This is a genomic window from Mesobacillus sp. LC4 (assembly GCF_053543455.1).
Window position 1 is genome coordinate 36,069 of record NZ_JBGCUB010000001.1, and the last position, 24,431, is coordinate 60,499.

A 24,431-nucleotide genomic window follows, 5' to 3' on the forward strand; every position below is an offset into this window, starting at 1 on the left:
GCCCGTGTTGAAGTACATTCAATCTGATAAGAATCCACAAGTGAAACAATGGAAAAAATTGCTGACGCGGAAGGAACGCGACAAGTCTGGTCTGTTTCTTGTCGAGGGCTTCCATTTAGTTGAAGAGGCACTTACGAAAAAAGAAGATGTAGAAGAGATTATTTTAAGCGAAAAAACGGAATTGCCGCCAAGTCTCGATTATGGCTCCATTCCTGTTACGGTTGTAACGGATGATATCAGCAGGCAGCTTGCTGATACGGAAACAACTCAGGGGATATTTGCTGTATGCCGGCAATCGAAGCAGACGTTAAACATAGGGAAAAGCTATTTGCTGATCGATTCTGTCCAGGATCCTGGCAACCTTGGCACGATGATCAGAACTGCCGATGCAGCCGGGATTGATACAGTCATTGTCGGGAAGGGCAGTGTCGATATTTATAATCCAAAGGTTCTGCGATCAGCTCAGGGAAGCCACTTCCATTTGCCAGTTGTAAGCGGCGATTTATCCGAATGGATCACGGAGCTGAAAAATAAAAGCATTCCGGTTTATGGAACCGCCCTGGAAAACGGAGTTGTTTTTACAGAGGCGCCCGTAAAGGAAGAGTTCGCCCTGCTCGTTGGGAATGAAGGAAGCGGTGTTAACAAAGAGCTTTTGGCGAAAACAACTCAAAATCTCTATATCCCGATTTACGGTCAAAGCGAGTCCCTGAATGTCGCAGTTGCCGCGGGTATCTTGCTTTATTATTTGAAAACAGCAAATTAGGCTCATTTTTACTTAAAACCATTTGATACTGCGCCAAGATTATAATATAATAAACAGCAAAATTAATATTTCAAAAACGATGACGGAGAAGAGTAGCTTGAAGATGGCCATCAAGGGAGAAAATGCCGGTGACTGGAAGCATTTTTATGGATCAGACAAGTGAAGTTCACCTCCTGAGTTGGCATCGGGACCGCTTTATGAAGCGTAAAGATGCATCGGCACAAGCCGTTATCCCAATGAAGCGAACACGTAATACATAACTGTATTGCCTGTTAAAAAGGGTGGTACCGCGATAACCTGACCTCGTCCCTTTATCTGGGATGAGGTCTTTTTGTGTTCAAAAAAAGAAATTGAAGGAGGATTTAACATGCAGGATCGTTTAAAAGAACTGCAGGCTGAGGCTCTTGAAAAAGTGTCCGCAGCAGCTGACCTTAAAGAATTGAATGATATTCGCGTTTCCTATTTAGGGAAAAAGGGTCCAATCACAGAAGTGCTAAAAGGAATGGGGAAATTATCCGCTGAAGAAAGACCGAAAATGGGGGCACTGGCCAATGAAGTCCGCGATGCAATTTCCGGCCAGATTGAAGTGAAGCAACAGGAACTTGAAGAAGCAGCCGTCCAAAAACAATTGGCAGCTGAAGAAATTGATGTTACCCTCCCTGGAAGACCTGTCAAGACTGGCAGCCATCACCCGCTTACAAGCATCATCGAAGAAATCGAAGATCTTTTCATCGGCATGGGTTACACAGTGGAAGAAGGCCCTGAAGTTGAAAAGGATTATTATAATTTTGAAGCATTGAACCTTCCGAAAGGGCATCCGGCGCGTGATATGCAGGATTCCTTCTACATTACAGAAGAAACCTTGATGCGTACACATACATCTCCTGTTCAGGCAAGGACGATGGAAAAGCATCAGGGCAAGGGTCCTGTAAAAATCATTTGTCCGGGCAAGGTATATCGCCGTGATAACGATGATGCAACACACTCCCACCAGTTCATGCAGATTGAGGGACTTGTCGTTGATGAGAACGTGAGAATGAGCGACCTAAAAGGAACGCTAGAAGTTTTTGCAAAGAAAATGTTTGGCGAAGACCGCGAAATCCGTCTGCGCCCAAGCTTTTTCCCTTTCACTGAGCCGTCTGTCGAAATGGATATTTCCTGTAAGATTTGCGGCGGATCAGGCTGCAGCGTATGTAAGGGAACTGGCTGGATTGAGATTCTCGGAGCTGGGATGGTCCATCCGAACGTGCTGGAAATGGCTGGATATGATTCGAAGAAATACACTGGCTTTGCATTTGGAATGGGACCTGAGCGAATCGCGATGCTCAAGTATGGAGTCGATGACATCCGTCATTTCTATACAAACGATGTCCGTTTCTTGAAGCAATTTTCAGTTGAAGAATAAGTATTAGGAGGGCAAAACCATGTTGGTATCATATAAATGGCTGCAGGAATATATCGATTTGGAAGGCGTATCTGCTGAAGAGCTCGCTGAAAAAATCACGAAAAGCGGCATCGAGGTAGAAGGCGTTGAAAAATTAAATGAAGGTTTGAAGGGCGTAGTTGTCGGCCATGTCCTTGAATGCGAGAAGCACCCAAATGCAGAAAAACTGAACAAAACACTCGTTGACCTTGGAAACGGTGAGACAGTCCAGATTATCTGCGGTGCACCAAATGTCGGCAAAGGACAGAAGGTGGCCGTTGCGACAGTGGGTGCTGTACTGCCTGGCAACTTCAAGATTAAAAAAGCAAAGCTTCGCGGTGAAGAATCCCATGGGATGATTTGCTCGCTTCAGGAGCTTGGTATCGAAGGCAAACTGGCGCCGAAGGAGTATGCTGAGGGTATTTACAATTTCACTCCTGACACAGAAATCGGGCAGGACGCGCTGGAAGTCCTAAACAGGGATGACGAAATCCTTGAGCTTGGCTTGACGCCAAACCGTGCTGATGCGATGAGCATGCTGGGTGTTGCGTATGAGGTTGGAGCGATTCTTGGCAAGGAAATCAAGTTGCCAAACCCGCAGCCTGAAACATCTTCAGAGTTGGCAAGTGACTATATCAGAGTAAGTGTCGAAGCAAAAGAAGATAATCCTCTCTATGTTGCAAAAGTGATCAAGAATGTAAAAGTGGGTCCATCACCAGTCTGGCTGCAAACAAAATTGATGGCTTCCGGCATTCGCCCTCACAATAACGTAGTTGATATCACGAACTTCATCTTATTGGAGTATGGACAGCCGCTTCACGCATTCGACTACGATAAATTTGGTTCAAAAGAAATCCTTGTCCGCCGCGCGAAGGATGGCGAAGTGATCGAAACGCTGGATGATGTTAAGCGTACTTTGACTCCGGACCATCTTGTCATCACGAACGGAACAGAGCCAGTGGCGCTTGCGGGCGTTATGGGTGGAGCGAATTCCGAGGTAGGAAACGATACAACGACTGTCTTGCTTGAGTCCGCTTATTTTACAGGCGGTGCTATCCGAAAGGCTTCAAAGGACCATGGTTTGCGAAGCGAGGCGAGCTCACGCTATGAAAAAGGCGTTGATCCTGAAAGAGTCCGTCCAGCTGCAGAACGCGCAGCGGAGTTGATGATCGAGCTGTGCGGCGGAGAAGTGCTTGGCGGCAAAGTGGAAGCAGACTCACTTAATGTGAAGCCAGCTGTTGTTTCAACAACAATCCAAAAAATCAATAAAGTACTTGGAACAGAACTTGAAATGAAGCAGGTTGAGGATATTTTTGCCCGCCTGAAATTCGAAACTTCTGTCGACAATGACACAATTACTGTAACAGTACCTACGCGCCGTGGGGACATTACAATTGAAGAAGATTTAGTTGAAGAAGTTGGCCGTCTGTATGGCTATGACAATCTGCCGACAACCCTTCCTGAAGGTCAGTCAACACCGGGACACCTTTCTGAATACCAGAAAAAGCGCCGTGTTGTTCGCCGTTATTTGGAAGGCGCTGGTCTTTACCAGGCAGTGACGTATTCCCTTACAAGCGCGGAAAAAGCAACACAATACGCATTGGATAAGCGCGAGCCTGTTGAGCTGGCAATGCCGATGAGTGAAGACCGCAGTCTGTTGCGCTTAAGCATCGTGCCACAGCTGCTCGAAGTATTAAAATACAATAATGCTCGCCAGATGGAAAGTGTCGCTGTTTATGAAACAGGCGCAGTCTTCCTGAAAACCAGCAATGAAGAGCTTCCGGAAGAACGCGAACATCTTGCTGCAGCCATTACTGGCCTGTGGGAAAGTCATCCATGGCAGGGAGAGAAGAAGCCTGTTGATTTCTTCGTCTTAAAAGGCATCGTGGAAGGTTTATTCTCAAAGCTTGGCTTAGATCGTCAGTTAGGTTTCGTGAAGGCTGAGCTTGATGGATTGCACCCGGGGCGTACGGCTGAAATCTTGCTGAATGGAAAGACCATCGGCTTCATCGGCCAAGTTCATCCAACTATGCAAAAATCACTCGATTTGAAAGAGACTTATGTATTCGAACTTTCACTTAAATCTTTACTGGAAGCAGAAACAGCACAGTTGCAATACACAGCAATCCCACGCTTCCCATCAATCTCAAGGGATATTGCCCTTGTTGTTGATAAAGGAACTGCTGCGGGCGACCTGGAGAAGGTCATCACTGAAGCTGGTGGATCTTTATTAAAAGAAGTAAATGTTTTCGACCTATACGAAGGTGAAAAAATGGAAGAAGGCAAGAAATCACTGGCATTCTCCCTGAAATACTTCGATCCCGAGAAAACACTGACAGATGAAGACATTGCAAAAGTTCACAATAAAGTCCTTGCAGCTCTTGAAGAAAAAGCTGGAGCAGTATTAAGAGGATAAAATAAAAAGGCAGCCCGCGGGTTGCCTTTTTCATATTGTTTATATTCTCGCGATCTTCTTCGCTTTTTCCGTATTGGCGAAATGAAGCTTAACGAATTCTGGCAGTACATCTAAACCTTTGTCGAGGATGAGTCTTGCTGCTGCTTTATCGACAGCTGCGCCAGCACCTTTTGGAATCGTGAATCCAGCACGTTTGCTAAGGTTTTCGAAATGGCGGACAAAGGCGTAGCGGGCAATCATCGATGCAGCAGCGACACCTAGATGGATTCCTTCTGCTTTTGTGCTGAACAGGACATTTTCCCTGATAATCTTCTTTTGACCTTTCAAGTGGGCGTAATAGATCTGCTCTTTCGCAAATTCATCGATCAAAATCGCTTCAGGCTTTTCAGGGGCGATTTTTTCAAGCACATGGTTGATCGCCTGGTTATGCAGCAAAGCTTTCATTTTCCCCTGAGACATGCCCTTCATCTGCATCTGGTTGTACTTTTCATTATGCAGAGTCAGCAGGCTATGGGGCAAAAAGGTGACAAGCTGCCTGGCAATCTCAATGATTTTGTCATCCTTGAGATTCTTTGAATCCTGGACACCGAGTTCCTTTAATACGGGGATGTCCTGACGCCTGACGTAGGCCGCAACAACCGTGATCGGGCCGAAAAAGTCGCCAGTGCCAACCTCGTCCGAACCAATGATGGACATTTCGCTGATATTTTTGGGTAAATGGGAACCTGGCACTGTTGGAGCTGTTTTTTTAGCAGAAGGCGCAAGAGCCGTTCCCCACCTTGCTGCCTCGGCCTCACCGTCTTTACCCTGGAATAATACTTTTCCTGATTTATAGGCAGTGATGGCACAGGAAGGTGTTTTTGCGGCAAAGACGCTGCCAGGCGGAAGCTTATCAATCAGATACTTACCATAATACTCTTTCATCTTTTTGACTTCTTCCGTACTTTTCTGAAGGACGCTATTTCCCATTGCTCTACACTCCCTGTTTTACATTTTCAAAGTTAGACATTTTCTTCCAAAAATCATACTGATCTGACAGGCAAGTACTTCCCAGCCTTTTACGTTCATGTTATAGTATAAAATAGGATTCTTATGAATGGGGGCATAAATGTTGTCAGACACAAAAAAAAATAAGTCGACTGTCGATATATACGGACAGCAATATACGATCGTCGGCACAGAAAGCACCAGCCATATCCGGCTCATTGCCTCGATGGTAGATGATAAAATGCGTGAGATCGGCTCAGCGAATCCTTCACTTGATACTAGTAAATTAGCAGTATTAACTGCTGTGAATGCCGTTAATGATTACATAAAAATGAAAGATCGTGTTGAATCGCTCGAAGCGGAAATTAAAAGGTTAAAGGACTGAAAAATGCATGCTTGATCTCGCTGTATTAGCTATTTTGCTTATTGGCTTCATTGTAGGATTGAAAAGGGGGTTCATCCTGCAAACCATCCATTTGGTTGGATTCATCGCTGCCTTCATCGTAGCGTACATATATTATGACCAGTTGGCGCCGAAGCTGACTTTGTGGATTCCATATCCGAACCTTGGCAGCAATTCGACTTTGAATCTGTTATTTGAGAATGCCAATTTAGAAGATGCATATTATCGGGCCATTGCTTTTGCGGCCATCTTCTTCGCTGTGAAAATCCTGCTGCAGATCATCGGTTCGATGCTTGATTTTGTGGCGCACCTTCCAGTACTTAAGCAATTGAACGTCTGGGCAGGCGGGTTCCTTGGTTTCGTTGAAGTATACCTGCTCTTGTTCATCGTACTGTATATTGCTGCCTTACTGCCAATCCAGGCAATACAGGGACCGCTTAACGATTCAATTTTAGCCGAAAATATCATAAAAAATACCCCGGTATTTTCCCAGCAAATTAAACAACTTTGGATTGAATACGTGGCTGCATAACTTCTCTGTTGCGGAGAAGTTTTTTTCTTTTACATGGGGATGTTCAAAAGCCTGGCCATTGTGCTTAAGAAATAATCATGCCGAAAACCGCTTAATAACACGATGTTATAAAATCTTCACCCTGAAAATTTTTCATTTGATTTCACAGCAGGGCTTGTTTTCTATAAAATAGAAGACAATGACTGCGTCCGGCATATTCCGGTCGAGAAATTTAAAAGGCAGGTGGACATCATGTCTGTTAATAAAAAAGATATCGTACAATTACTTGAAACGATTGCTATATATATGGAACTGAAAGGTGAAAACCCATTCAAAGTTTCGGCTTTCCGTAAGGCCGCAGCAGCTCTTGACGGCGATGAGCGCAGCATGTCCGAAATGGGCGAGCTCACTGAGCTAAAAGGAATTGGAAAGGGAACAGCCGGTGTCATTCAGGAATTCATGGAAACAGGGCAATCAACAGAACTCAAGGAATTACAGGAAGAAGTACCGAGCGGGCTAATCCCGCTTCTTCAACTGCCGGGAATGGGCGGCAAAAAGATTGCCAAGCTGTATAAAGAATTGGGTGTAGAGAATATCCATGATCTTGAGGAGGCAGCGAAGGCTGGTAAGATTCGTGATCTTGCAGGCTTTGGCAAAAAATCGGAAGAAAAAATACTTGCTGCAATCGAAAACTTCGGCACAAGGCCAGATCGATTGCCGCTTGCCTATATGCTTCCTGTTGCTGAATTAATCGAATCATATCTTCAAAAGATAGAGGATATCGAACAATTTTCAAAAGCTGGCAGCCTGCGCAGGATGAGAGAGACGATCAAGGATCTGGACTTTATCATTGCGTCGAAAAAACCACTGGCTGTAAAAGATGAACTGGTCAAGCTGCCGAATATCAAAGAGATTATCGCGGCTGGGGACACGAAGGTTTCGGTCACTCTTGGTCTGGATTATGATGTGAACGTCGATTTCCGCCTTGTTGATCCAGAAGAATTTGCAACTGCCCTTCATCATTTTACTGGCTCAAAGGACCACAATGTGAGAATGAGGCAGCTTGCGAAGGAAAAAGGAGAGAAGATCAGCGAATATGGCGTGGAGAATGTAGAAACAGGTGAAATCACCACATTCAAATCGGAAGAGGACTTTTACCAGTATTTCGCACTTCCTTTCATCCCGCCAGAGTTAAGGGAAGATGGCTCAGAAGTTGAATTATATAAAGAAGACTTGAAACTCGTAACCCTTGATGCCATAAAAGGCGATCTCCATATGCATTCAACATGGAGCGATGGCGGCCATTCAATCGAAGAAATGGCCAGAGATTGTATCGCAAGAGGCTATAAATACATGGCGATTACTGATCATTCTCAGTATTTGAAGGTAGCAAACGGTCTGACGCCGGAACGCCTTAGGAAGCAAATTGAAGAAGTGAAGGAACTGAACAAGAAGTTCGATGATTTCACGATTTTGACAGGGATTGAAATGGATATCCTGCCGGATGGTACATTGGATTTTGAAGATGATTTGCTTGCTGACCTTGATTTGGTCATTGCATCCATCCACTCTTCCTTTTCCCAGCCAACCGAAAAAATTATGAACCGTTTGAAGACGGCGCTTGTAAATGCCCATGTTGATATCATTGCCCATCCTACTGGCAGGCTGATCGGCCGGCGTGAGGGATATTCAGTTGATATCGACATGCTGATTCAGCTGGCAAAAGAAACGAATACAGCACTTGAGCTGAATGCAAATCCAAACCGACTAGACCTTGCATCCGAATATCTAAGAAAAGCACAGGAAGAAGGAGTCAAGCTTGTCATCAATACGGATGCCCATAAAGTGGATACACTTGAGCATATGGGAATAGGCGTAACAGCCGCAAGAAAAGGCTGGGTCAAGGAATCATCCGTTCTGAATGCATTGGACCTGAACGGATTGCTTGATTTCCTGCACGGCCGAAATGAATAAAGTACCTTTTAAATAAGATGATTTAAATGCTCTTGGAGAAATGTCTAGCTCCAGCGCCTAGCCCCTCGAGTCGCTTCGGACCGCCCAATGAAGTCAAAGAACGACTTCACTGTTCGGCCCTCCAGCGCTTGTCGGGGCTGCCCAAGGCGCTTCCGCTTTTCTAATAACCTTCGCTAAAGAAGAAGGAGGAAATTTTTGTGCAGCAGCGAGTTTTGAAAACACTTGAATTTGATAAAATCAGGAACCAGCTGATTGAACATGTATCATCTTCATTAGGACGGGAAAAGGCCAGCGCTTTGATGCCTTCGGTCGATTTCGCAGAAGTATCCCGCTTACAGGAAGAGACGGATGAAGCAGCCAAGGTTCTAAGGTTAAAGGGGAATGTACCGCTAGGCGGCATTCATGATATAAGGCCACATGTGAAAAGAGCCCAGATTGGCGGGATGCTGAGTCCTCTGGAATTGGTGCAGGTGGCAAGCACCGTGCACGCAAGCAGACAGATGAAACGGTTTGTTGAAGATTTGCAGGAAGTGACTGAAGTCCCTATTTTACTAAGCTACACTGAGGGAATCATCGTGCTTGCTAACCTCGAAGAATCGATCCGAAATGCAATCGATGAAGGCGGCGAAGTTCTTGACGGTGCGAGTGAAGCACTAAGGTCGCTCCGCCAGCAGATGCGTACGCGAGAAGCAAGGGTTCGTGAAAAATTGGAAAGCATGATTCGTTCATCCAACGCATCCAAAATGCTTTCAGATGCCATCATCACCATCAGAAACGACCGATTTGTCATTCCTGTTAAACAGGAATATCGCGGACATTACGGCGGAATCATCCATGACCAAAGCTCATCAGGCCAGACGCTGTTCATTGAGCCTCAATCTGTCGTTCAGCTCAATAACGAACTACAGAGCATCCGGGTAAAAGAACAGCAGGAAATCGAAAGAATCCTCGCAGAGCTTTCGGCCCTGACTGCCGAACACCATGATGAGCTGCTTGATATTGTCAGCATCATGGGTGAGTTGGACTTCATGTTTGCTAAGGCACGATACGGAAGCAAGATTAAAGGTTCCAAGCCAAATGTCAATGATGAGGGGCGCATCAACCTTTTTCAGGCAAGGCATCCATTGATTTCGATGGACGAAGTAGTCCCTAATAGCGTCACTTTAGGCAGTGATTATACGACTATTGTCATAACCGGTCCGAATACCGGGGGTAAGACCGTTACTTTAAAAACAGTCGGACTTTGTACGCTTATGGCACAGGCGGGCTTGCAGATCCCAGCTCTTGATGGCTCGGAAGTGGCTGTTTTTGGTTCGGTTTATGCAGATATCGGTGACGAACAGTCGATTGAGCAAAGCCTGAGTACTTTCTCATCTCATATGGTCAATATCGTTGAAATCCTGGAAAAAGTGGATCACAATAGCCTGGTATTATTCGATGAACTGGGCGCCGGAACGGATCCTCAGGAAGGAGCCGCACTGGCAATTTCCATATTGGACGAGGTGTATCATCGCGGAGCTAGAGTGATTGCGACAACTCACTATCCAGAGTTAAAGGCTTATGGCTATAACCGGGAAGGCGTCATAAATGCGAGCGTAGAATTTGATGTCGAAACACTGAGCCCGACCTATAAATTATTGATTGGAGTCCCAGGCCGAAGCAATGCCTTCGAAATTTCCAAGAGGCTGGGCTTGAGAGAATCTGTCATTAATACAGCAAGATCCTATATCAGCGCTGACAGCAATGAAGTCGAAAATATGATTGCATCCCTTGAATCCAGCCGGAAGCAGGCCGAACGAGAACGTGAAGAGGCACACGAGTTGCTGAAGGATGCCGAAAAGCTGCATGAAGATCTGCAAAAACAGATGGCAGAGTATGATGAGAAGAAAGATCAACTAGCGGAAAAGGCAAAAGGAAAAGCAGCATCCATTGTGGAAAAGGCAAAGGAAGAAGCGGAAGAAATCATCCGTGACCTTCGCAAATTGCGGCTTGAAAAAGGAGCCGAGATCAAAGAGCATGAATTGATTGACGCCAAAAGGCGCCTTAGCGAGGCGACTCCAGAGCTCAGCCAGGGGAAGAAAGGCGGCGGCAAAGCGAAACCTGCAAAGCACGAGTTCAAGCCGGGGGATGAGGTCAAGATTCTGACATTTGACCAAAAAGGCCATCTTGTTGAGCGTGTTAATGCGAAAGAATGGCAAGTCCAGATCGGCATTCTCAAGATGAAAGTGAAAGAGTCTGACATGGAATATATGAATACTCCAAAGCCGGTTGAAACAAAGCCAATCGCTATCGTAAAAGGCAAGGACTTCCACGTTGGCCTTGAACTAGACCTCCGGGGCGAGCGATATGAAGATGCACTGATGAGAGTGGAGAAATACATTGATGATGCCTTGCTAGCCGGTTATCCGCGGGTAAATATCATCCACGGAAAAGGAACTGGAGCTTTAAGACAGGGAGTCCAGGAATACCTTCGCAACCATCGCTCTGTCAAGAAAATAAGGTTCGGAGATGCAGGAGAAGGCGGAACAGGTGTGACTGTAGTAGAATTTAAGTAGTACGCCCTTTGTTATTTTTAAGGCTCTCAACGTTTCGAAAAAATCTTAAATAGATGTAAATTCATGTCTGAACACTTTATAATAGGCATTGGGGTAAATTTTTATCAGGGAGAATGGATATGGACCATTTTTGGGAAAATGAATTTATAGTGACAGCTGGTTATTACAGTGTATCGATTCTCTGCATCGTGGTATTCCTTGCTGTTTTTGAACTAGTGACCAAATATCGCAATTGGGAAGAAATCAAAAAAGGCAATATTTCCGTCGCGATGGCCACAGGCGGAAAAATCTTTGGTGTAGCTAATATATTCCGCCATTCCATCAATCAGCATGATTCACTGCTCACGATGATCAGTTGGGGAGTTTTCGGCTTTGTCCTGCTTTTGATCGGGTACTTTATTTTTGAATTCCTGACACCAAAGTTCAACATCGATAAAGAAATAGAAAGCGACAACCGAGCAGTCGGCCTGATCTCCATGGTCATTTCAATCGGCCTTTCATATATCATCGGCGCAGGAATTTAACAGGGGGATCTAGAAGAGTGGAAAAACTGGCTAAAATATTGCTGATTCTATGTGGAGTATTCCTGCTAGTCGGCATTGTTTATATGATGTTTTTTGTATAAAAACGATAAAAACCGCCAACATGGCGGTTTTTTCGGTTAGCGGACCAATCGGTCTTTGTAAAAAATTGGTCAAAAGATTTCATTTAAAGCTTTGGTGACGTTTCACATAGAGTTTTGAAGCCCTGTTGATTGTAGTGGAAGGCGCGAAGACTCCTCAAAAATGCTAACGCATTTCCTTCGTGCCTGGGCAAGTTCAAAGAAGATCAATCAATGTCCTGCGGGATGAGAAAGTCTCGGGAGACCCCGCAGGCGCTGAAAGCGCCGAGGAGGCTCCCGGACTTCCCGCGGAAAGCGAAGCGCCTGGAACGGAAATCAACAGCCCCATCTTTCCTCCAATCAGGATAAGAACTGTAAATAAGCTAGAACTAATAGCATTTTAGAAGAAAATAAAAATGTTAGATTCAGATGAAATTAGGAGTTTGTCCCTATAATCCTCCAAAAAACTATTCTAATTGTCATAAAAAGACCATTATATTATAATGGGAGATAGAATTTTCAAAAAATTTTAAATAAGGAGGCAACAAGATGGAAGTTGAAAAGCCATGGCTGTCGCAATATCCTCCAGAAATCCCAGCTCATTTGGATCTTAAGGAAGCAACGGTCCAGGACTATTTGAAGCATACTGCTGAAAAATACCCTGAGAAGATTGCAATCCACTTCATGGGCAAAGAACTGACGTATAAGCAAGTCTACAACTATGCGAAAAAGCTGGCTGCTTATTTGCAGGACCTGGGAATCGAAAAAGGGGACAGGGTAGCGATCATGCTCCCGAATACTCCTCAGTCTATCATCAGTTACTATGCAATCCTGATGGCCGGCGGAATTGTCGTCCAAACAAACCCTCTGTATATGGAGCGAGAGCTTGAATACCAGATGAAGGACTCTGGGGCTAAGGCCATCATCACGCTCGACATTTTATTCCCTAGGGTGTCAAAGGTCATTGCCAACACGGATTTAGAGAATGTAATTGTAACCGCTATCAAGGACTATCTTCCTTTCCCTAAAAATCTTGTCTATCCATTCATCCAGAAAAAACAATATGGCATCATTGTAAATGTGAAGCATGAGGGCCAGAATCATCTTTTTACCGAAATCATGAAAAATCCGGCTGGCAATATCAAAGAATATGAGATGGATTTTGAAGAAGACCTGGCATTATTGCAATATACCGGTGGAACAACTGGGTTTCCAAAAGGGGTCATGCTGACTCATAAAAACCTGATTGCGAATGCGGCAATGAGCAATGCCTGGCTGTACAAATGCAAAGAAGGTGAAGAGACCGTCCTGGGAATCCTGCCTTTCTTCCATGTCTATGGGATGACTGCTGTCCTGATTCTATCGGTAATGCAGGGATCGAAAATGGTCCTATTGCCGAAGTTCGATCCTGAAACTACATTAAAGACAATTCAGAAGCAGAAGCCTACACTGTTCCCGGGAGCACCAACCATTTATATCGGTCTGCTGAATCATCCGGACTTGAAAAAATATGATTTATCGTCAATTGATTCCTGTATTAGCGGTTCTGCTCCACTGCCGGTCGAGGTACAGGAGAAATTCGAACAGATCACTGGTGGGAAGCTTGTTGAAGGGTATGGCCTAACGGAATCATCCCCAGTCACTCATGCGAATTTCCTTTGGGACAAAAAACGGGTGAAAGGGAGCATTGGTGTACCTTGGCCAGATACTGATTCTGTTGTTCTATCAATGGAAACAGGTGAACCGCTGCCTTCTGGAGAAGTTGGAGAGATTGCCGTCAAAGGCCCGCAGGTAATGAAGGGTTACTGGAACAGGCCGGAAGAAACAGAGCAAGTGCTCAAGGATGGCTGGCTGCTGACTGGAGACCTTGGCTATATGGACGAGGAAGGATATTTCTACATTGTCGACAGGAAGAAGGATATGATCATTGCAGGAGGCTTTAACATTTACCCGCGTGAGATCGAAGAAGTACTTTATGAGCATCCAGCTGTTCAGGAAGTAGTGGCAGCAGGCATACCGGATCCTTATCGAGGTGAAACGGTAAAAGTATATATCGTTCTTAAGGATGGTGCCCAAGCGACGGAGGAAGAACTGAATGAATATTGCAGAAAGCATCTTGCTGCATACAAGGTGCCAAGATTATATGAATTCAGGGCAGAACTCCCAAAGACCGCGGTAGGTAAAATTCTCAGAAGAGCATTGGTAGATGAAGAGAAAGCAAAGAATCAGGAAGACCAGCAGAAGCGAGCTTAATTTTAAAAGCCGGCTCCCAATATCGGCTCTTTCTTTTTGAAAAAGAAGGCTTGTCCAAATGAAACACATTTCCTTGACAGAAGTGTGAGTGAAATACTATTATAAAAATATGAATGACGATTCATTCAGTGAATAGTATTGCAGACAAAAAATCGTAAACGGGAGTGTGCCGCTGTAGCATTTAATGCTTGTGCTTTTCCTGGAGCGGGAGTGAAAGAAATGAAGAAGAACAGGCCGAAATATATGCAAATAATTGACGCAGCAGTGGTCATTATCGCAGAAAACGGCTACCACCAGGCGCAGGTGTCTAAAATAGCAAAGCAGGCTGGAGTGGCTGATGGGACCATTTATTTGTATTTCAAAAATAAAGAAGACATACTGATTTCTCTGTTCCAGGAGAAAATGGGTTACTTCGTGGGAAGTATTGAAGAAAAAATTGCAGGAAAACAAACAGCAACAGAGAAATTATATATGTTGGTCGAAACACATTTCAAGATTCTATCAGATGACCGGCATCTTGCAATTGTAACCCAGCTGGAGCTAAGGCAGTCAAATAAGGATCTCAGACATAAAATCAACGAGGTGCTTAAGGGCTACTTAATGCTGATCGACAAAATCATTTTGGAAGGCATAGAGAATGGTGAGTTTTCAAGCTCCCTTGATTTGCGTCTTGCAAGGCAGATGATTTTTGGTACAGTAGATGAAACTGCGACTTCATGGGTAATGAATGAACAGAAATACAATCTTACTGACCTGGCTAAAGCGGTACACCAGCTGTTGATAAACGGCTGCGGTTACCAGGACACCAAACCGGTCCTTTAATCACGTCTTTCCTGACTTTCCGGCACTTCGAATGGCCTGAAGGGGACAAGGCAGGGTAAAAAGGCATGTTTCGCAGAAAGGAGATATCCATGATGCGAAACCTGCCTTCATGTAAAAGGAGGGGAAAATGTGGAATATCTTAAATGGTCTTCGGAGGACAGGATCGCAACGATTACGATTGACCGTCCGCCGGCGAATGCCCTTGCATCCGGGCTGCTGAAAGAACTTTCAGGAGTATTGGATGAGATCGAGGGGAATGAAGAAATCAGGGTAGTTTTAATCCACGGTGAAGGAAGGTTCTTCTCTGCAGGTGCAGATATCAAAGAATTCACCACCATTAAAACCGGAGAAGATTTTGCCAAACTCGCTGAGTATGGACAGGACCTTTTCGAGCGCATGGAGCATTTTCCAAAGCCTATTATCGCTGCCATTCACGGCGCAGCATTGGGCGGCGGACTGGAGCTTGCAATGGCATGCCATTTCCGCCTGGTAGCAGAGAATGCGAAATTGGGATTACCAGAGCTGCAGCTTGGATTGATTCCGGGGTTTGCAGGCAGCCAGCGTCTGCCAAGATATGTAGGTGTTGCAAGAGCGGCCGAAATGCTGTTTACGAGCGACCCGATCACAGGTGTGGAAGCTGTCCAGTATGGATTGGCCAACCATGCTTACCCAGAAGAGCAGTTGCTTGAAAACGCATACAAGCTTGCTGGGAAAATTGCGAAAAAGAGTCCAGTTTCCCTTGGGGCAGCTATTAAACTATTGAATTATTCCAAGCATGAGTCCTTTTACAAAGGAGTTAAGGAAGAAGCCAAGTACTTTGGAGATGTCTTCTTGTCTGAGGACGGCCAAGAGGGAATCCAGGCATTCCTGGAAAAAAGGTCGCCTGATTTTAAAGGCAGATAAGCAAACCTTTTAGCAATAAAATTTTTTTGAAATAAATTTTTCTAATCTTTAGAACAGCTAAAATGTTTGAATACTTAGGAGGGGAACAAATGAATATCTACGTTCTAATGAAAAGGACATTCGATACAGAAGAAAAAATCACGATCGCAAACGGCAAGATCAATGAAGATGGCGCTGAGTTCATCATCAATCCTTATGATGAGTATGCGATTGAGGAAGCGATCCAGGTAAGGGATGCTCATGGCGGCGAAGTTACTGTCGTTTCTGTAGGCAATGAAGAAACAGAGAAGCAACTGCGCACAGCGTTAGCTATGGGAGCGGACAAAGCAGTATTGATCAATATCGAGGATGACGTTGAAGACGGTGACCAGTTCACAACTGCAAAAATCCTTGCTGAATACCTAAAGGATAAAGAAGTTGACTTGATCCTTGGCGGAAATGTCGCAATCGATGGCGGTTCTGGCCAGGTAGGACCTCGTGTTGCTGAACAACTGGGAATGCCTTATGTAACAACGATCACGAAACTAGAAATCAACGGAACTACTGCTACGATTACTAGAGACGTAGAAGGGGATTCAGAAGTCATTGAGACAAGCCTTCCTGTTCTTGTAACAGCACAACAGGGTCTGAATGAGCCTCGTTATCCATCTCTTCCAGGAATCATGAAAGCAAAGAAAAAGCCGCTTGATGAGCTTGAGCTTGATGATCTTGATCTGGATGAGGACGATGTAGAAGCTAAGACAAAGACAATCGAAATTTATCTTCCTCCGAAAAAAGAGGCAGGAAAAGTCCTGCAAGGCGAACTTGCTGACCAGGTTAAGGAACTTGTCAACCTGCTTCACACAGAAGCGAAAGTCGTTTAACACATAAAGGAAGAATAAATACGCAGGAGGTAAATCAAATGGCGAGAAAAGTATTAGTATTGGGAGAAGCACGTGACGGACAACTTAGAAACGTTTCCTTCGAAGCAATCGCAGCTGCAAAAACAGTTGCTGAGGGCGGAGAAGTAGTTGGAGTATTAATCGGAGAGTCTGTAAGTTCTTTAGGAAACGACCTATACCAGTATGGTGCTGACAAAGTTGTGGCAGTAGAAGATGCCAAGCTTGCACAATATACACCAGATGGATTTTCACAAGCATTGATGGCTGTGATTGAACAGGAAAGCCCTGAAGGTATCATTTTTGGCCATACATCACTTGGAAAAGACCTTGCACCTAAAATCGCAAGCAAATTGGGTTCCGGCCTGATTTCGGATGCGGTAGCGGTTGAAGAAGCAGGCGGCAACCTTGTTTTCACTCGTCCAATCTATTCTGGTAAAGCCTTTGAAAAGAAGATTGTTACTGATGGACTAGTGTTTGCGACAATCCGACCAAACAACATCGCTCCATTGGAAAAAGATGCAGGTAAATCCGGAGAGGTTTCAACAGTCTCTGCAGAAATCAAAGACTTAAGAACGATCATTAAAGATGTTGTCCGCAAAGCTACTGAAGGTGTAGATCTTTCTGAAGCAAAAGTTGTCGTAGCAGGCGGACGCGGTGTGAAGAGCGAAGAAGGCTTCGAGCCGCTGAAGGAACTCGCTGATGTTCTTGGCGGAGCTGTAGGAGCTTCACGTGGTGCATGTGATGCCGACTACTGTGATTATTCACTGCAAATCGGCCAGACGGGTAAAGTCGTAACTCCAGACTTATATATCGCTGCCGGTATCTCAGGAGCAATCCAGCACCTTGCCGGAATGTCCAACTCCAAGGTCATTGTCGCAATCAACAAAGACCCTGAAGCAAATATCTTCAAAGTTGCAGACTACGGTATCGTAGGCGATTTATTCGAAGTCATTCCAATGCTAACTGAAGAGTTCAAAAAACTTAAAGTAAATGCATAAAATAACACATGAAAACGGACGTCAACAACGTCCGTTTTTCAATTTTTACAGGAATATTCATATGTGATAAGGGTAAATTACAACAAGAGCAGATAAATAGCATCAATTGGTAAACGATGATATACTGACGTTAGTATTCAGATTATTTAGGAGGCATTCAAATGGCTATTACACATGCTACTGACGCAACTTTTGCTAACGAAACAGGATCAGGCCTAGTGCTTGTTGACTTTTGGGCACCTTGGTGCGGCCCATGTAAAATGATCGCTCCTGTACTTGAAGAATTAGATTCAGAAATGGGCGATAAAGTAAAAATCGTAAAGCTTGATGTTGATGACAATCAGCAGACAGCAGCTCAATACGGAATCATGAGCATTCCGACATTGCTTATCCTTAAAGATGGTCAGCCAGTCGACAAAGTGGTTGGCTTCCAGCCAAAAGAGGCACTTGCAGGTCGTCTTGAACAGCATATCTAGTCTAACAGAAACAAAGTCCCGCCATTCCTTTGAATGGCGGGATTTTTTGTTTTAATCAAGAAACTCTCCCATTTTGGACATAATAATTGCATTGTTCAATAGTTTGTCAAAGTTTTCGCATAAAGGTCGTTGACAGTGATAATCATTCTCGCCTATAATAACAACTGTCAATGAAAATCATTATCATTTAATTTTTTCATCAAAACATTTAATATTGGGGGATACCAACAATGAAGAAAAAGCACCTTAAAGCAATTTTCGCAAGTTTTTTAATGGCAAGCACAGTATTAGCAGCTTGCGGTGGAGACGAAACGACAGAAAAGCCTGAAGAGAACAAACAGGCTGAAACTGATAAAGAAACCGAAGAGTCAAAGTCTGATGAAGCGAAAGAAGTAAATGTAGAGGATACGGATGCAGCAAAGCAGGCTGCGGTTTATGCTGACATGATGGCAGAGCTTGTGAAGGCGAAGGAAGACCAGGAAGTCAACTGGGACACAGTCCAGGAAAAATATGATGCAGGTCTTCAAAAAGATGTAGCTGAGCTTGCTCCGGATTTTGATCAGGCCATCCAGGCAGCGCTAACAGCTGGAAAAAGTGGAGAAATGGAACCAATTATCGCTGTTCAATTGACCGATAAGACTATTCAATCCTATTTCTACCAGAATCAAAAGGCCCTTCAAAAGGAAGCGGTAGCTGCACTGACTGAGGACAAGAAGGAAGATGCAAATCTTGCTTTCGCACAAATCAAACACCTTGCAGAAAAAGTGTTCATCCCAACTGCTGAAAAACGTGATAAGTATTATGAACTCAGCGGTGATTCAAGCCTTGTTGAAAATATCAATTCAGGATTAAGCGCACAGGAAGAGGCACTTAATTCAGGAAATGCAGAAGATTTCCAGGTATTCCTTCAGGTAACAGACAAATCAATCTACAGAAGCTACTACCTTGCATCAAAATCATACGCTGAGAAGATGGAAGCAGGAGCGAAAGAAGGAAAAGATTCAAAAGAATTGTCCATCATGCAAGCAGAAGCTTGGGGCTTCTTCCAGGCAATCAAAGGCTCTCTTGGCGGTGGAGATGAAGCGGCTGCTGCAGAGCTAGACAAGCTTTTCACACTTAACACAACGGATCCTGCTACAATCAAAGCTGCAGAAACAAACGCGTTATTCGCAAAAGCTATCGCTGGTAAAATCAAAGGTTACTATGAGAAAGCTCCGAACCTGTTAGCAGAAAACAATACGGTAGAAGCTAAAGTAAGCGCAATGGAAGGGAATATGTTCCTGAAGATGCTTCAAGGCCAGATGAATGAAAAACTAGGTGAAGAAAAAACTCAGGCCGTTTTTGCTGATGCTGAAGCATGGTATAATGCAATCGCGGAAAATAAGCCGGAAGATGCAAAAGCTAAGGGCGACGCAGTAATTTCAGCAGTAGATGGTTTGCTTTAAAAAAATGGGAGCCGCAGCAATGCGGCTCTATTTTTTCTTTCTTCATGAAATACTATGATAAAATGGCTTGAGGAAGAAAGAGGTGTCATCTTGAAGATATTAATTACTGGAGGAGCAGGGTTCATCGGAAGCCATTTTGCTGTTAAAATGCTCAGGGAGCAGCATGAGGTCGCAATCATCGATAACTTGCATCCCTACTATTCTGTTGATAGAAAAAAGCAGCATCTAGAGATCATTAAAAAAGCTGGCGAATTTAAATTTTATCAAACGGATCTTCTTGATCGTGATGAAACGATCAACATCATCAAAAGATTTTCACCAGAAGCGATTGTGCATTTGGCGGCATTGCCGGGAGTCGCCTATTCAATTCTTCGTCCACTGGAATACATAGATTATGATGTGAAAGCTACAGTTAACGTACTTGAAGGTGCCGGAATGGCAGGGGTGAAGCAGATCATTTTTGCTTCTTCCTCATCTGTATATGGAATGATGAAGAATGTACCGTTTAAGGAAGAGATGGCCGCTGGCAAACCTATCTCACCTTACGCAGCTTCAAAATACGCAGCTGAATCCTTTTGTCATGTGTATGGCCATCTATATGGGATGGATGTTAAAATCCTTAGGTTTTTTACCGTATACGGCCCATGGGGAAGGCCAGATATGGCAATCGCCAATTTTATTAAGAAATTGAAAAGCAGCGAAGAGATCACGATTTTTGGCCAGGGTGGTTCCCGTGATTATACATATGTAGGTGACATTGTGAACGGCATGGACCTTGCTCTGAAAAATTTGGAACAGAGCGCCATTATCAATATCGGATCAGGCAGGCCTATTTCAATGGAACAGCTTTTGGACGAGCTCCGGGTTTTCTATCCTGATATGAAAATCAAAACTGAAAAAAATCGCGCCGGAGACGTCGATACGACCTGGGCTGATATTTCCTTTGCGCGTGAATTGCTTGGATATGAACCAGAGATGGACTTTAGCCAAGGAATTGCAGAAACGGTGGCCTGGGCAGAGCAGTATGAAGACTTCCTTTAAGAAATTGATTTCCCTACTGCTGATCATCCTATTTCTAATTATGACGTTTTACTTTCTTGATGTGGGCATGATTACGGGAGAAATAAAAGCCATTTTAACCAAACCTGGGATCCTGTTGTTTATTTTCACCAGTTACTTTTTCGCCTTTTTGACAAGAGGAGTGGCATGGAAGCTTTATTTGAATAATAGAGTAAGGCTTTCAACATGCATGTACGGTTTGTTTTACAGCTTATTACTGAATCACCTCCTCCCTGTCAAAGCGGGGGATTTTGTGCGGATAGGGGTCATGAAAGCAAGGGAGCCTGACATTACCGGACAAGAAGCGTTTAACTCTGTGATCATCCTAAGGGTAATGGATACGGTCATTTTATTCGGAATGGCTTCAGCGGGTTTGGCTTTTCTTAAGCTGCCTATGAATGGAAAGCTGCTGCTGTGGCTCGGAGTAATTGGATTTGTTCTCATAGTACTGCTTTACTATAAATTTCAAGCTTTCTTTAAAAGACAATTAATCATCATGAAAAATGCTTTCACAGGCTGGCGTGGAATCTGGATCTTTGGATTAACCCTGATAAGCTGGATCCTGGAAGCTGCAGTGATTTATGGTGTCGTACCGAATGGGGGCAGCATCATTAGCTTTATACAGGCAATTTGGGTAAATAGCATTACGGTTGCCGGGCAGATTTTCCAAATCACCCCCGGAGGGATTGCCAGCTATGAGGCCATTATGGTTTTTGCGTTAGGGGCAAATGGAATTGCTGCAGAGAATGCCTATTCAGCAGCGGTCATCACGCATGGGTTGAAATATTTATTTTCTTTCATTGTCGGAGGGATTGCATTGGCAGCTTATCCTATACCGGCGCATTTATTGAAAAAATGGACTAGAGAAAGGGGCAACGAATCATGAAAAGTGCTTCAAAGTTTGAAAAATTCGCGGCCCGAAGCTGGAATTTGCTTAATGAGGGGAAGCCTTTTACGCCAATTTTCACAGTTGGCACAATGGTATTATTTCATCTTGGGGAGTTTGGGAGTCCTGACAGTTTGGTGGATTTTTTACTAGCCTTCCTTACTGTACTTCCATTGTTCATTATCTATTTTATTTATGATTTTCCACTTTTTTTGAGAAACTATTTGTGGATACCATTCATCGTTTTTGTGGTTGTCTGGCCTGAACTCAATATTAATTTGCTGCTATTTGCGGCTGGACTGTACTTTTTCTTTACCGTGTTTTTCTGGGGAACGCTCTACTATCACTTAAGAATCGGTACATCATGGCTTAACTTCACAAGATTTTGGAAGCTTGTTTTGAAAAATAGTGACTCCACCAGCGGGAATGCCCAGGAACAGCTCCCGAAAGTATTCCTGCTGCTCTCTCTTTGGGAATTGTCGTTCAGAACCCTTACCGCCGGTGCAAATTTACCGTTCTTTGATATCGCCATATTTTACGGCTTTGTTCTTCTTTTCACCTATATCCTGCACCGATATTTATTCGACTGGAAGCCAAAGGCCTATGAGGGCTATACGAAGGACGCTGGACTTGAAGTCCCGGAGAATGGCCTGTCAGATAAGGTTATCGTCATTGTGATTGATGGGATGCGCAAGGAACGATTTTATGAAGCAAATACACCGTTTCTCGATCAGTTAAAAGAAAATGGCACTGAGTATTTGAATATGGAAACAGTCTATCCTGCAAGGACTGTTGTTTGCTTTAGTTCGATGTTCACTGGAACCTATCCGTTTGAACATGGCATTAAATCGAATATGGTCTACAAACTGGGAGTTAATACAGAAACAATATTTGACTCGCTTCGCAAGGTGGGCAAAAGAGGGCGGCTCCTTGGCATTGCTCACCTCGTTGATGCGATGGGCAGTGATGTCGAGACAGTGACCGCTGTCATGCATAAGGATAAAGCAGACACAAACATGCTTGCCAGGGCAAGAAAGATCATGGATGAACAGGATCCGGATTTATTTATCGTCCAAATGATTGGAACGGATCAGGTTGGCCACAGCCGCGGCGTTCTTTATGATGATTATATTGAAAAAATCGAGGAAGCAGATGCGCTGATCCAAGAGTTCGTTCAATGGCTGGAAAACGAAGGGAAGATGGAGAACACGACACTTGTAGTCTGTGCGGACCACGGACAGGCTGACGGCATCGGTGGTCATGGACATCTCGATGAAGGTGAAAGGTTCGTTCCATTTTTCATGCATGGTCCCCATATTGCCAAAGGAAATAAGGTCCAGGAAAAACACAGCCTCGTTTCACTGGCACCAACGATTTCGTACTTAATGGGTGCGCCATATCCGGCCAACAGCAGAGGGAAAGTTCTAATGGATGCAATAAAAGCAGAGAAGGATGAGAAGTAATTGAGTAAAGTTATCGTGTTTTTGCCGGCTTTCAACGAAGAAGAATCCATTGGGGAAGTGATTGAAAACATCCCGCGCCGTTTCGCAGGTGCAGACAAAGTGGAGGTTTTGATCATTGATGATGGTTCGACGGACGGTACTGTTGCTGAAGCGAAAAAAGCAGGAGCCGACCATATAATAAGCTTTGAAAAAAACCGCGGACTGGGTGCCGCGGTCCGAAAAGGAATAGAAGCATGCTTCCTAATGGGTGCTGACGTCGGGGTGATGATCGATGCGGACGGAGAGTACCCAGCATGGCAGATTCCTGACATAGTCAAACCCATTATAAATGGGGAAGCAGATTATACGATGGGGTCCCGGTTTATGGGAACGATAAAAGGGATGAAATTTCATCGCAGGATGGGGAACTATTTTTTCACCTTCCTGCAAACATTATTGTTGAGGAAGTGGCTGTATGATGGCCAATCCGGGATGAGGGCTTTTTCTCGAAAAGTTCTACAGCATGCTGAAATCATCCATGATTACAATTATGCTCAAGTGTTGACGCTGAACCTTGTCAGAAAGGGATTCAGGGTTCTGGAAGTACCGATTCAATACCGAGTAAGGACAACTGGGACATCGTTTATCTCATTCAAAAAATATATGACGAATGTCGTGCCCGCCGTGTATCGGGAAATGACCAGGCCGGTGTTTAAGGTTGCTGGAGAAAAAAAATCACAACTTAGAAGCAGTGAAAATAGTGACAATAAAGTGACGATTATCAAATATGATTGACATTCAAAATGATAATCATTATCATTATCATTGTAGGAGGGAAAGAGTAGATGAAAAAAGGTATATTTTTTTGTTTTTCATTGATATTAATTCTCATTAACGGCATTCCTCAGACTGCCAGCGCTTATTCATATGGTGATCCCAATGAAGAGAAAGTCGCGGAGGTCTATAAGGAAATGCAGTTGAAGCTGGATGAAAACCCTCCAAACTTCTCGGCGGCGAAATCCCTGTTTGAAACGGTGAAAGAAGAAATCGATATGCACATGGGAACCGAGCCGGGTGAAGTGATCATGGAAAGTTTAAATGAAGAAGATAAAGAAGCAACGATTGAGAATATGGAGAAACTCCTTGTATTAAATGTTGCGAGAAGACTTGAAAGCATTGAAAAGAGCTTTGAGGAGTATGACACTTCTAAGAAGCTCCTGGCAAAGGGATATGCTACATACCAAGCACTATCGCCAAATGTTGAGGCAAATAATCCTGAAGTTGATAAAACAATAAAAGCCGACTTTGATGCTGCATTAGAAGCACTAGGAAATCCAGGACTCTTTGGGGTTGGGAAGAAACCTTCTAATATAGAAGTTTTTAAAGAGAAGAAAGAGGAAATCCTGAATACATTGCAAGATGAATTCGATCTTCCCAGCTTGGAAGTAGGCCATTTTACAGATACAGAAGAACAAGAGAGCACCGGGAAAAAGGACTGGACAGATCGATCGAATATCCGTAACTGGATTCCATTGATCCTGATTGTTGCAGTCATTGGTGCAATTGTCTTTATTGGCATAAAGAGAAGAAGACATTAAATCTAGAGGACACCTTGGAGAGGGGAGAATCAGCG

Annotated in this window: 21 protein-coding genes and 1 other annotated feature; of the genes, 20 read left to right on the forward strand and 1 reads right to left on the reverse strand. The window is 44.1% G+C overall.

The genetic code is table 11. The features are described from left to right. The first annotated feature begins 7 nt into the window (after positions 1-7). The 3 genes from AB5I83_RS00185 (at position 8) to pheT (ending at position 4,602) form a co-directional block, all read left to right on the forward strand. Positions 8-763 (forward strand): TrmH family RNA methyltransferase, encoded by a 756-nt coding sequence (locus tag AB5I83_RS00185; protein WP_448972066.1) that lies wholly within the window; start codon positions 8-10, stop codon positions 761-763. Between the two features lie 70 nt (positions 764-833). Further along, positions 834-1,077: a binding site (T-box leader), on the forward strand. Positions 1,078-1,130: 53 nt separating this feature from the next. Further along, entirely contained in the window at positions 1,131-2,168 is a 1,038-nt protein-coding gene (pheS, locus tag AB5I83_RS00190) for a phenylalanine--tRNA ligase subunit alpha (RefSeq protein WP_167832739.1), read from the forward strand. 19 nt (positions 2,169-2,187) lie between these two features. Further along, positions 2,188-4,602, forward strand: coding sequence for a phenylalanine--tRNA ligase subunit beta (pheT, locus tag AB5I83_RS00195; RefSeq protein ID WP_448972067.1), 2,415 nt, complete (start codon positions 2,188-2,190; stop codon positions 4,600-4,602). A gap of 39 nt (positions 4,603-4,641) precedes the next feature. On the opposite strand, the gene rnhC is transcribed toward pheT, so the two are convergent. Then, positions 4,642-5,571, reverse strand: a complete 930-nt coding sequence (rnhC, locus tag AB5I83_RS00200; RefSeq protein ID WP_448972068.1) for a ribonuclease HIII — start codon at positions 5,569-5,571, stop codon at positions 4,642-4,644. A gap of 139 nt (positions 5,572-5,710) precedes the next feature. Here rnhC and zapA point away from each other — a divergent pair, with 139 nt between their 5' ends. From zapA to AB5I83_RS00285, 17 genes are all read left to right on the forward strand, one after another. Then, positions 5,711-5,974, forward strand: coding sequence for a cell division protein ZapA (zapA, locus tag AB5I83_RS00205; RefSeq protein WP_371931994.1), 264 nt, complete (start codon positions 5,711-5,713; stop codon positions 5,972-5,974). A 7-nt stretch (positions 5,975-5,981) separates the two neighbouring features. Further along, positions 5,982-6,524 (forward strand): CvpA family protein, encoded by a 543-nt coding sequence (locus tag AB5I83_RS00210; RefSeq protein ID WP_448972069.1) that lies wholly within the window; start codon positions 5,982-5,984, stop codon positions 6,522-6,524. Between the two features lie 231 nt (positions 6,525-6,755). Continuing rightward, positions 6,756-8,477, forward strand: coding sequence for a DNA polymerase/3'-5' exonuclease PolX (gene polX / locus AB5I83_RS00215; RefSeq protein WP_448972070.1), 1,722 nt, complete (start codon positions 6,756-6,758; stop codon positions 8,475-8,477). A gap of 197 nt (positions 8,478-8,674) precedes the next feature. Then, positions 8,675-11,032, forward strand: coding sequence for an endonuclease MutS2 (locus tag AB5I83_RS00220; RefSeq protein ID WP_448972071.1), 2,358 nt, complete (start codon positions 8,675-8,677; stop codon positions 11,030-11,032). Between the two features lie 119 nt (positions 11,033-11,151). Next, positions 11,152-11,556, forward strand: a complete 405-nt coding sequence (locus tag AB5I83_RS00225; protein WP_448972072.1) for a DUF350 domain-containing protein — start codon at positions 11,152-11,154, stop codon at positions 11,554-11,556. A 626-nt stretch (positions 11,557-12,182) separates the two neighbouring features. Next, on the forward strand, positions 12,183-13,886 hold the full coding sequence (locus tag AB5I83_RS00230) for a long-chain-fatty-acid--CoA ligase (protein ID WP_448972073.1): 1,704 nt from the start codon (positions 12,183-12,185) through the stop codon (positions 13,884-13,886). Between the two features lie 219 nt (positions 13,887-14,105). Next, positions 14,106-14,708, forward strand: coding sequence for a TetR/AcrR family transcriptional regulator (locus tag AB5I83_RS00235; protein WP_167832747.1), 603 nt, complete (start codon positions 14,106-14,108; stop codon positions 14,706-14,708). A gap of 129 nt (positions 14,709-14,837) precedes the next feature. Continuing rightward, positions 14,838-15,611 carry an enoyl-CoA hydratase gene (locus AB5I83_RS00240; protein ID WP_226085453.1) on the forward strand — a complete coding sequence of 258 codons (774 nt, stop codon included), beginning with the start codon at positions 14,838-14,840 and terminating at the stop codon, positions 15,609-15,611. Between the two features lie 89 nt (positions 15,612-15,700). Next, entirely contained in the window at positions 15,701-16,474 is a 774-nt protein-coding gene (locus AB5I83_RS00245; RefSeq protein WP_448972074.1) for an electron transfer flavoprotein subunit beta/FixA family protein, read from the forward strand. Positions 16,475-16,512: 38 nt separating this feature from the next. Then, entirely contained in the window at positions 16,513-17,490 is a 978-nt protein-coding gene (locus AB5I83_RS00250) for an electron transfer flavoprotein subunit alpha/FixB family protein (RefSeq protein WP_448972075.1), read from the forward strand. A gap of 161 nt (positions 17,491-17,651) precedes the next feature. Further along, on the forward strand, positions 17,652-17,966 hold the full coding sequence (trxA, locus tag AB5I83_RS00255) for a thioredoxin (RefSeq protein ID WP_448972076.1): 315 nt from the start codon (positions 17,652-17,654) through the stop codon (positions 17,964-17,966). A 230-nt stretch (positions 17,967-18,196) separates the two neighbouring features. Then, entirely contained in the window at positions 18,197-19,411 is a 1,215-nt protein-coding gene (locus AB5I83_RS00260; RefSeq protein ID WP_448972077.1) for a hypothetical protein, read from the forward strand. A 90-nt stretch (positions 19,412-19,501) separates the two neighbouring features. Next, the gene (locus AB5I83_RS00265; RefSeq protein ID WP_448972078.1) at positions 19,502-20,452 is read left to right on the forward strand and encodes an NAD-dependent epimerase/dehydratase family protein; all 951 of its coding nucleotides are present in this window, start codon (positions 19,502-19,504) and stop codon (positions 20,450-20,452) included. After that, positions 20,436-21,356, forward strand: a complete 921-nt coding sequence (locus AB5I83_RS00270) for a lysylphosphatidylglycerol synthase transmembrane domain-containing protein (protein WP_448972079.1) — start codon at positions 20,436-20,438, stop codon at positions 21,354-21,356. The genes AB5I83_RS00265 and AB5I83_RS00270 overlap by 17 nt, the downstream gene beginning before the upstream one ends. Then, a complete protein-coding gene (locus tag AB5I83_RS00275; RefSeq protein WP_448972080.1) occupies positions 21,353-22,819 on the forward strand; it encodes an alkaline phosphatase family protein in 1,467 nt (488 codons plus the stop codon). Before AB5I83_RS00270 ends, AB5I83_RS00275 begins: the two co-directional genes overlap by 4 nt. Next, positions 22,820-23,593, forward strand: coding sequence for a glycosyltransferase family 2 protein (locus AB5I83_RS00280; protein WP_448972081.1), 774 nt, complete (start codon positions 22,820-22,822; stop codon positions 23,591-23,593). 50 nt (positions 23,594-23,643) lie between these two features. Then, positions 23,644-24,396, forward strand: a complete 753-nt coding sequence (locus AB5I83_RS00285) for a hypothetical protein (RefSeq protein ID WP_448972082.1) — start codon at positions 23,644-23,646, stop codon at positions 24,394-24,396. Positions 24,397-24,431 lie beyond the last annotated feature (35 nt).

What these genes read in the sequence shown, in the direction of transcription:
- AB5I83_RS00275 (WP_448972080.1), top strand. Translation starts at nt 21,353, where the DNA reads ATGAAAAGTGCTTCAAAGTTTGAAAAATTCGCGGCCCGAAGCTGGAAT.
- pheS (WP_167832739.1), top strand. Translation starts at nt 1,131, where the DNA reads ATGCAGGATCGTTTAAAAGAACTGCAGGCTGAGGCTCTTGAAAAAGTG.
- AB5I83_RS00260 (WP_448972077.1), top strand. Translation starts at nt 18,197, where the DNA reads ATGAAGAAAAAGCACCTTAAAGCAATTTTCGCAAGTTTTTTAATGGCA.
- AB5I83_RS00285 (WP_448972082.1), top strand. Translation starts at nt 23,644, where the DNA reads ATGAAAAAAGGTATATTTTTTTGTTTTTCATTGATATTAATTCTCATT.
- rnhC (WP_448972068.1), bottom strand. Translation starts at nt 5,571, where the DNA reads ATGGGAAATAGCGTCCTTCAGAAAAGTACGGAAGAAGTCAAAAAGATG.
- polX (WP_448972070.1), top strand. Translation starts at nt 6,756, where the DNA reads ATGTCTGTTAATAAAAAAGATATCGTACAATTACTTGAAACGATTGCT.
- AB5I83_RS00245 (WP_448972074.1), top strand. Translation starts at nt 15,701, where the DNA reads ATGAATATCTACGTTCTAATGAAAAGGACATTCGATACAGAAGAAAAA.
- zapA (WP_371931994.1), top strand. Translation starts at nt 5,711, where the DNA reads ATGTTGTCAGACACAAAAAAAAATAAGTCGACTGTCGATATATACGGA.
- AB5I83_RS00235 (WP_167832747.1), top strand. Translation starts at nt 14,106, where the DNA reads ATGAAGAAGAACAGGCCGAAATATATGCAAATAATTGACGCAGCAGTG.
- pheT (WP_448972067.1), top strand. Translation starts at nt 2,188, where the DNA reads ATGTTGGTATCATATAAATGGCTGCAGGAATATATCGATTTGGAAGGC.
- AB5I83_RS00250 (WP_448972075.1), top strand. Translation starts at nt 16,513, where the DNA reads ATGGCGAGAAAAGTATTAGTATTGGGAGAAGCACGTGACGGACAACTT.
- AB5I83_RS00225 (WP_448972072.1), top strand. Translation starts at nt 11,152, where the DNA reads ATGGACCATTTTTGGGAAAATGAATTTATAGTGACAGCTGGTTATTAC.
- AB5I83_RS00270 (WP_448972079.1), top strand. Translation starts at nt 20,436, where the DNA reads ATGAAGACTTCCTTTAAGAAATTGATTTCCCTACTGCTGATCATCCTA.
- AB5I83_RS00210 (WP_448972069.1), top strand. Translation starts at nt 5,982, where the DNA reads ATGCTTGATCTCGCTGTATTAGCTATTTTGCTTATTGGCTTCATTGTA.
- AB5I83_RS00230 (WP_448972073.1), top strand. Translation starts at nt 12,183, where the DNA reads ATGGAAGTTGAAAAGCCATGGCTGTCGCAATATCCTCCAGAAATCCCA.
- trxA (WP_448972076.1), top strand. Translation starts at nt 17,652, where the DNA reads ATGGCTATTACACATGCTACTGACGCAACTTTTGCTAACGAAACAGGA.